This is a genomic window from Pseudomonas sp. LAIL14HWK12:I7 (assembly GCF_000483465.1).
Classification (GTDB): domain Bacteria; phylum Pseudomonadota; class Gammaproteobacteria; order Pseudomonadales; family Pseudomonadaceae; genus Aquipseudomonas; species Aquipseudomonas kermanshahensis.
The window spans coordinates 422,145-429,789 of sequence record NZ_AXYZ01000008.1 but is presented as its reverse complement, the minus strand read 5'-3'; the positions used below and the strand labels follow the sequence as shown (position 1 = coordinate 429,789).

At 62.1% G+C, this 7,645-nt stretch carries 6 protein-coding genes and 1 rRNA gene; 4 read left to right on the top strand and 3 right to left on the bottom strand.

The window, feature by feature from the left end:
- The first annotated feature begins 180 nt into the window (after positions 1-180).
- Positions 181-296: ribosomal RNA gene (gene rrf, locus D886_RS0111040) — 5S ribosomal RNA — on the top strand.
- Positions 297-451: 155 nt separating this feature from the next.
- Entirely contained in the window at positions 452-2,266 is a 1,815-nt protein-coding gene (locus D886_RS0111035; protein ID WP_027593990.1) for an ABC transporter ATP-binding protein/permease, read from the top strand.
- 32 nt (positions 2,267-2,298) lie between these two features.
- Here the strand turns inward: D886_RS0111035 and D886_RS0111030 are convergent, their stop codons facing one another.
- Positions 2,299-3,003: an SOS response-associated peptidase family protein gene (locus tag D886_RS0111030; protein WP_027593989.1), complete on the bottom strand. Its 705-nt coding sequence runs from the start codon at positions 3,001-3,003 to the stop codon at positions 2,299-2,301.
- A 100-nt stretch (positions 3,004-3,103) separates the two neighbouring features.
- Between D886_RS0111030 and D886_RS0111025 the strand changes: the two genes are divergently transcribed.
- On the top strand, positions 3,104-3,532 hold the full coding sequence (locus tag D886_RS0111025; RefSeq protein ID WP_027593988.1) for a LexA family transcriptional regulator: 429 nt from the start codon (positions 3,104-3,106) through the stop codon (positions 3,530-3,532).
- 7 nt (positions 3,533-3,539) lie between these two features.
- On the opposite strand, the gene D886_RS0111020 is transcribed toward D886_RS0111025, so the two are convergent.
- A complete protein-coding gene (locus D886_RS0111020; RefSeq protein ID WP_027593987.1) occupies positions 3,540-4,742 on the bottom strand; it encodes an MFS transporter in 1,203 nt (400 codons plus the stop codon).
- Between the two features lie 135 nt (positions 4,743-4,877).
- On the opposite strand from D886_RS0111020, the gene umuC reads away from it, so the two are divergent.
- Positions 4,878-6,152 (top strand): Y-family DNA polymerase, encoded by a 1,275-nt coding sequence (gene umuC, locus D886_RS0111015; RefSeq protein ID WP_027593986.1) that lies wholly within the window; start codon positions 4,878-4,880, stop codon positions 6,150-6,152.
- Positions 6,153-6,265: 113 nt separating this feature from the next.
- Here umuC and D886_RS0111010 read toward each other — a convergent pair whose 3' ends face one another.
- Entirely contained in the window at positions 6,266-7,549 is a 1,284-nt protein-coding gene (locus tag D886_RS0111010; RefSeq protein WP_027593985.1) for an arsenic transporter, read from the bottom strand.
- Positions 7,550-7,645 lie beyond the last annotated feature (96 nt).

The window sequence follows — 7,645 nt, the reverse complement described above, 5'->3', positions numbered from 1 at the left end:
CGCTGTGAGGCGTTGAGCTAACCAATACTAATTGCCCGTGAGGCTTGACCATATAACACCCAAGCAATTTGCTAGCGCGAATTGCGGTGGTGAAGACGAAACAACCGAAAGTTCGTAACCACAAAATCGCATATCCGAATTCGCTGGGCTGTCCATCTGGGCATTCTGGCTACAGAATTTCTTGACGACCATAGAGCATTGGAACCACCTGATCCCATCCCGAACTCAGTAGTGAAACGATGCATCGCCGATGGTAGTGTGGGGTTTCCCCATGTGAGAGTAGGTCATCGTCAAGATTCATTTCGCAAAACCCCTATCTGCGCGAGCAGGTAGGGGTTTTGTCTTTTCCGGCCGTCAACACTGGCCGTGATGATGAAACATGCGTCATCCATGCCTGATAAAACCAGAGGTAATGCTACCCTCGCGGAAATACTCAGCATGGATACCCATCATGGAAATGAACTGGCACCAGGCCTTGCAAGAGAGCCTGAGCTGGCTGGCAATCGCCTCGTTCATCACCCTGGTCTGCTTCATTGCAGCGGCGACACTGGCAGTGCGTTTTACACGCTGGGGCAGCCAATTCTGGCAGCTCGCCGGGTCGTATTTCAGCTTCAGGCGCAGCTGGCGGCCGCTGTTGGTGTTTGCCCTGTTATTGGTGATGACGCTGTTCTCGGTGCGCCTGAACGTGCTGTTTTCGTTCTGGTACAACGGTTTCTACAGCGCCCTGCAAGGCCTGGATCAGAGCGCCTTCTGGTACCTGCTAGGCGTATTTGCGGTGCTTGCCACCATCCACGTGCTGCGCTCGCTGTTCACGTTCTACGTGACCCAGGCCTTCAGCATTCACTGGCGCGTCTGGCTCACCAAGCGCCTGACGCGCGACTGGATGCACGGCGATGCTTACTACCGCGGCCAGTTCCTCGCCGAGCCCGTAGACAACCCCGACCAGCGTATCGAGCTGGACGTCAATGCTTTCGTCACCAACTCCGTGTCGCTTGCCCTCGGCGCAGTCAGTGCGCTGGTGTCGTTGGTGGCATTCACGGGCATCCTCTGGGGTTTGTCGGCACCGCTGGCAGTGGCGGGGGTCGAGATCCCACGGGCGATGGTCTTTGCCGTGTACCTGTACGTGATCGTTGCCACTTGGATTGCCTTTCGCCTTGGGCGCCCGTTGATTCGTCTGAACTTCCTCAACGAGAAACTCACCGCTAACTTCCGTTACGCGCTGATGCGCCTGCGTGAAAATGCTGAGAACATCGCCTTCTATCAAGGTGCACAGGTAGAGCGGGGCACACTGTTGGGCCGCTTTGGCGCATTGATTGTCAACGCTTGGGCATTGGTCTTCCGAAACTTGAAGTTCAGCGGCTTCAACCTGGGTATCAGCCAGGTTGCCGTGGTGTTCCCCTTCATCCTTCAGGCGCCGCGTTTCTTCAGTGGCGCTATCAAGCTTGGCGACGTAATGCAGACCTCCCAGGCCTTTGGCCAGGTGCAGGATTCGTTGTCGTTCTTCCGCGAATCCTACGACGCATTCGCCCAGTACCGCGCCACCCTCGATCGTTTGACGGGCTTTCTCGATGCCAATGAACAGGCCAGTTCGCTGCCGCGCGTCACTACCGAGGAACAGGCGCATGCCCTGGACATTGCCGGTTTGCAGGTACTGCGCCCCGATGGCCATCCCCTTATTGCCGACCTCAATCTGAGTCTGCGCGCTGGCCAGGCGTTGTTGATCAAAGGGCCTTCAGGGAGTGGTAAAACCACCTTGTTGCGTGCACTGGCTGGGCTCTGGCCTTACGCTGAGGGTGAGGTCAGGCGCCCCTTGGGGCACCAGGCGCTGTTCCTGTCTCAGCGCCCGTACCTGCCACTAGGCGACCTGCGCACCGTTATCGCCTACCCATCGGCCAGCGCAGCCGAGCATGAAGTGCGCATGCAGCAAGCCCTGCGCCAGGTCAACCTGGCCCACCTTGTCGAACGCCTGGACGTCAGTTGCGACTGGTCGCACATCCTCTCGGTGGGTGAGCAACAGCGCTTGGCGTTTGCCCGGGTGCTGTTCAACCAGCCCCAAGTAGTGTTTCTCGACGAGTCCACCTCGGCCATGGACGAAGGGCTGGAGCATACGTTGTATGGGCTATTGCGCAGCGAGATGCCGCACGCCCTGTTGGTGAGTGTTGGCCACCGCAGTACGTTGGCGGCGTTCCACACACATCGGCTCGAGGTGGATGGGCATGGGGGCTGGTCGGTCATGGAGCAGCAACCGGCGCACGTTCCGGTTTAGCGGAGGGGTAGGAGGGTAATGACAGCGCAGCGTCAGGGTTGATGCTCGGCATCCTGCATCACGATCAACTCGGCCCCGTCGTTGCGCACATTTCCGACAGCCTTGCTCACCGGGAACCACTCGAACGCCTCGACCGGCAGGCACCGCTCTCGTGCCAGGCGCTCGGCTTCCTCGGCGGGTACGTCAGCGTCAATCCATATGCGCGCATCCGCCGGCTCAAGCACCAGAGGCCGGCGGTCATGGATGTCGACCATGCCCTCGTCACTGGCGGCGGTGATGATCACGAAGCCATCGCCTTCGTTAGGCGTCATCCCCGTGTGCACTTCGGCCAACGCGGCCATGAACATCGGTGCCTGGGTTTTCAGGCGGATGTAGTACGGCTGCTTGCGTTTGGCGTCATGCGGGTCGGCCACCCATTCGTACCAACCATCCGCCATCACCAACGCCCGCCCCTGCGGCCACAGGGCTTTGAAAAACTTGCCGGTGGTAACCGTCTCTACCCGGGCGTTGATTGGGGCGGGGCGTTTGCCGGTGGCCCAGAACGGTGCCCAGCCCCAGTGGCAGGGGTCGACGCGCAGCCCGTCATCGACACGGTGCAGGATCAGCACCCGGCTGCCGGGGGCGACGTTGTAGCGACCGATCGGCAGGTTGTCATAGCCGCTGATCACGTCCTGTTCGGCGTTCAGTTCACGCAGGTAATCGGCCAAGCCTTGATACTGGGCGAAGCGTCCACACATGGCATGTACCCCCACTTGTCGAAATGTCCTACGCCGAAATTGACCTGATGCTCGGTAGATCGATACTGTATCTATATACAGTTAAATTCAAGGCCGTGCCATGACTTCCATCTTGGGCCCCATCACCTGCGGTAGCGGTGCTGTTTCTCGTTATCTGTTCCGCATCCCGGCTGGCTTTCCGTCGCCGGCGGCGGACCACATGGAGCAGCCCATCTCGCTCGATGAACTGTTCAACCTGCGTGCCCCGCATATGTATCTGGTCAGGATAGACGGCGACAGCATGCAGGGCGCCGGGATCTTCGACGGCGACCTGGTGCTGGTCGACCGCTCTCTCGAAGCGCGGCATGGCCAGATCGTGATCGCAGCGGTCAATGGCGAACCGCTGTGCAAGCGGCTGCATAAGGTGGGTGGGCAGGTGGTGCTGCGCTCGGAGAATCCACGTTACCCCCCACGTTACATCCTTGAAGGCGATGAGTTGACGATCTGGGGTGTAGTGACCTTCAGCGTGCGCAGCCACGATCCGAAATAGCGGCCGTTCAGCGCAGCAAGCCAACCCCAGTCAGGGTAATCCCAGCGAACACTGCGCCCAGCAGAAAGGTGGCCTGGAACCCGACCCCATCCCACATCAGCCCGGCCACCACGCTGGCGACCAGCAACGCAACGCCGGTCAGCAGGTGGAACAGGCCGAACGCGGTACCGCGCAGGTTGGCCGGGGCGCTGTCGGCGATCAGCGCGGCAAAGACGCCTTGGGTGAAACCCAGGTGCAGCCCCCAGGCCACCACCCCCAGCGCCAGCCCGGCCCAGCCGGGCCACAACGCCAGCATCACGTCAGCCAGCAGCAGCAGCCCCAGCCCTGCCATCAGTACACCACGGCGGCCAAGCCTGTCCGACAGCACTCCGGCGGGGTAGGCCGACAGCGAATAGGCCAAGGCCATTACCACCAGAACCGCCGGTGCCCATAACGCGGCCAGGCCCATGTCCTGGGCGCGCAGCAACAAAAAGGCCTCACTGAAGCGTGCCAAGGTAAACACCATGGCCAATGCGATCAGTCGCCAGTAGCCGGCGCCAAGCCGCCTCAGTTGGTGCAGGGCCAGTGGCGAACGCACCGGTCGCGACGTGGCCGTGGCCTCGGGCTCGTGCACGAACGCCACAAGCGTGCCGACCGCCACAAGCGCAGGGATCACCGCCACCCAGAACACCGTCTGGAAATGACTGGCCGTGAGCCACATCAGCAAGATCGCCAGCAACGGCCCAAGGAAGGCGCCGACAGTGTCCAGTGCCTGGCGCAGGCCGAAGGCGGCGCCGCGCAATTCGGGCGGCGTTACGTCGGCCACCAATGCATCCCGCGGCGCCCCGCGGATGCCCTTGCCGATACGGTCGACAAAGCGTGCCGCGATCAACCAGTCCAGGCCCGAGGCCAAGGGGAACACGGGCTTGGTCAGCGCGCCCAGGCTGTAGCCCACGACCGTGAGTAGCTTGCGCTTGCCCAGCCGGTCGCTCAGTGCGCCGGAAAACACCTTGGTGATCGATGCGGTCGCCTCGGCGATGCCTTCGATGAAGCCGACCGCCACCACCGAGGTGCCGAGCACGGTCACCATGTAAAGCGGCAGCAGGGCGTGGATCATCTCCGAGGAAATGTCCATGAACATCGACACGAAGCCCAGCGCCCAAACACTGCGCGGGATCTTTGGCAGGCCATTGGCGGCAATCGTATGGCCGGTTTTTTCGGTGGTGCGCATTGGCCGTCTCGCGGGGGTTGCTACGTTCAGAACTGTAGGAGCCAGCGCGCAGGATGCAAATCGGATGAATGGGGGAGGCGACAGCGCGCTTATATGAGTTACTGTATGAATATACAGTAAATGTAAGCCTTCGAAATGAACCCACAGCCCGTTTATGCCCTGATCGACTGCAACAGTTTCTACGCCAGCTGCGAGCGCGTGTTCCGCCCCGATCTGCTGCGCACGCCCATCGTCGTGCTCAGCAACAACGATGGGTGCATCATCGCCCGCAGTGCTGAGGCCAAGCAGTGGGTGAAGATGGGCCAGCCGTATTACCAGGTGAAGGACCTGTTGCGCCGCCATGGCGTGGTGGCGTTTTCATCCAACTATGCGTTGTACGGTGACATGAGCCAGCGGGTGATGGCGGTAATCGAAGGCATGGTCCCGGCACTGGAGGTGTATTCCATCGACGAAGCCTTCGCCGACCTGACCGGCGTACCCGGAGACCTCGACTACCTGGGCCGCTGCATACGCGAGCGGGTGCTCAAGCACACCGGCATCCCCGTCGGCGTCGGCATCGCGGGTACCAAGACCCTGGCCAAGCTGGCCAACCACGCGGCCAAACGCTGGGCCGTTCACAGCGGTGGGGTGGTCGACCTGCGCATCGGGTCGCAGGGTGAGTGGGTGCTGAAAAAGTGCGACGTGTCCGAGGTCTGGGGCATCGGCAAACGCCTCACCGCGCACCTGCAGGGCATGGGAATCCGCTCCGCCTGGGACTTATCACGCGCCGATCCAGGCCTGCTGCGCAAGACCTTCAGCGTGGTGGTGGAAAAGACCGCGCGCGAACTGGCGGGCACGCCGTGCCTGCAACTGCAGGACATCGACCCGCCACGCCAGGAAATCTGTTGCAGCCGCATGTTCGGCAAGCGCCTGACCGAGCTGGCACCCATCAAGGAAGCGGTGGCCACCTACGTGATGCGCGCCTCGGAGAAGTTGCGTAGCCAGCGCTCCCTGGCGAGCAAGATGCGCGTCAGCATCCGTACCGGTATGTTCAACCCGGACGAGGCCAAGTACGCCAACGGCGTGGTGGTGCAGTTGCCGTATCCGACAGATGACGTGCGGCTGCTCACACGCATGGCCCTGGAGGCGGTGGGGCGTATCTATCGGCAGGGCTTTCGCTACAGCAAGGCAGAAGTGTTGTTGCTGGAGCTGTGCCAGCGGGGGCAATTCACCGGCGACTTGTTTGCCCCGTCGCAGACGGTACAGGCGGAGCGGGTAATGGGTGTGATTGACGGTGTCAACGCACGTTGGGGCAGGGGCACGCTACGCAGTGCAGCGGTGCCGGCGGCAGCGGAATGGGCAATGCGGCGCGAGTTGATGAGCGCAGGCTTCACGACGCAGATGGCCGGGTTATGGCGGGTTAATCGCTGAGCACGGATTACAACGTACCTCCTGTAGGAGCGGGTTCACCCGCGAACCAGGGCGTAGCCCTGGCCAGGCACCCTGTCCAAATTATCGCAGGTCAACCCCACAGGCCTGGGCGCCTAGATACTCAACCGCACCGCCAAAGCCGCCAATGTCACCAGCAACACCGGCACCGTCAGCAACACCCCGACCTTGAAGTAATACCCCCAACCGATGCTGACCCCTTTGCGCGCCAGCACATGCAGCCACAGCAGCGTGGCCAGGCTGCCAATCGGGGTGATCTTCGGCCCCAGGTCACAGCCAATGACGTTGGCGTAGATCATCGCTTCGCGCACCACGCCTTGGGCCTCGCTGGCATGGATCGACAGCGCACCGATCAGCACGCTGGGCAGGTTGTTCATCACCGACGACAACAGCGCGGCAATCAGCCCGGTACCGAGCGAAGCCGCCCATACCCCATGGCCGGCCAGCCAGTTCAGCACGCTGCCCAGCGAGTCGGTCAGGCCGGCATTGCGCAACCCGTAGACCACCAGGTACATCCCCAGCGAAAACACCACGATCTGCCACGGTGCTTCGCGCAGTACGCGGCGTGTGGAAATCACGTGACCACGGGCAGCGACGGCGAACAGTACGGCCGCGCAGGCCGCGGCCACGGCACTGACCGGAATACCCAACGGCTCAAGCACGAACAGGCTGGCCAGCAGCGCCAGCAGCACCACCCAACCGACACGAAACGTCGCGCGGTCGCGGATGGCCATGGCTGGCAGCTTGAGCTCATCGGTGGCATAGCGCAGCGGGATATCGCGGCCGAAGTACACCCTTAGCACCAACAAGGTGGCTGCCACGGCCACCAGGTTCACCGGCACCATGACCGAGGCATAGGCGTTGAAACCCAGGCCGAAGTAGTCCGCCGAGACAATGTTCACCAGGTTCGACACCACCAGTGGCAGGCTCGCAGTGTCGGCGATAAAGCCCGCACCCATGACGAAGGCCAGGGTGGCGGCTGGCGAGAAGCGCAGCGCCAGCAGCATCGACATGACGATGGGGGTAAGGATCAACGCCGCGCCGTCATTGGCGAACAGCGCCGAAACAGCGGCGCCCAGCAGCACCATGAAGGCGAACAGGCGGCGCCCGTCACCTCCCGCCCAGCGCGCCACGTGCAGCGCCGCCCATTCGAAGAAGCCAGCTTCGTCCAGCAGCAAGCTGATGATGATGAGGGCGATGAACGTCGCCGTGGCGTTCCAGATGATGGCCCAGACCGTGGGGATGTCGTGCAGCGACACCACCCCGCACACCAGCGCGAGCACGGCGCCCAAGGTGGCGCTCCAGCCGACGCCCAGGCCTTTGGGCTGCCAGATGACCAGGGTCAGGGTGAACAGGAAAATCAATGCGGCTGGGAGCATGAACACAAGGTCTCGAAGGGCCAAAGAAGCCGCCACAGAGTAGGGCAAGCACGGGCGTTTCAGCAAAGTTCCGTTACAAACATGTAAGTTTCGTAA

Coding starts and splice junctions, on each gene's coding strand:
- D886_RS0111035 (WP_027593990.1), top strand. CDS start 452: ATGGAAATGAACTGGCACCAGGCCTTGCAAGAGAGCCTGAGCTGGCTG.
- D886_RS0111025 (WP_027593988.1), top strand. CDS start 3,104: ATGACTTCCATCTTGGGCCCCATCACCTGCGGTAGCGGTGCTGTTTCT.
- D886_RS0111030 (WP_027593989.1), bottom strand. CDS start 3,003: ATGTGTGGACGCTTCGCCCAGTATCAAGGCTTGGCCGATTACCTGCGT.
- D886_RS0111010 (WP_027593985.1), bottom strand. CDS start 7,549: ATGCTCCCAGCCGCATTGATTTTCCTGTTCACCCTGACCCTGGTCATC.
- umuC (WP_027593986.1), top strand. CDS start 4,878: ATGAACCCACAGCCCGTTTATGCCCTGATCGACTGCAACAGTTTCTAC.
- D886_RS0111020 (WP_027593987.1), bottom strand. CDS start 4,742: ATGCGCACCACCGAAAAAACCGGCCATACGATTGCCGCCAATGGCCTG.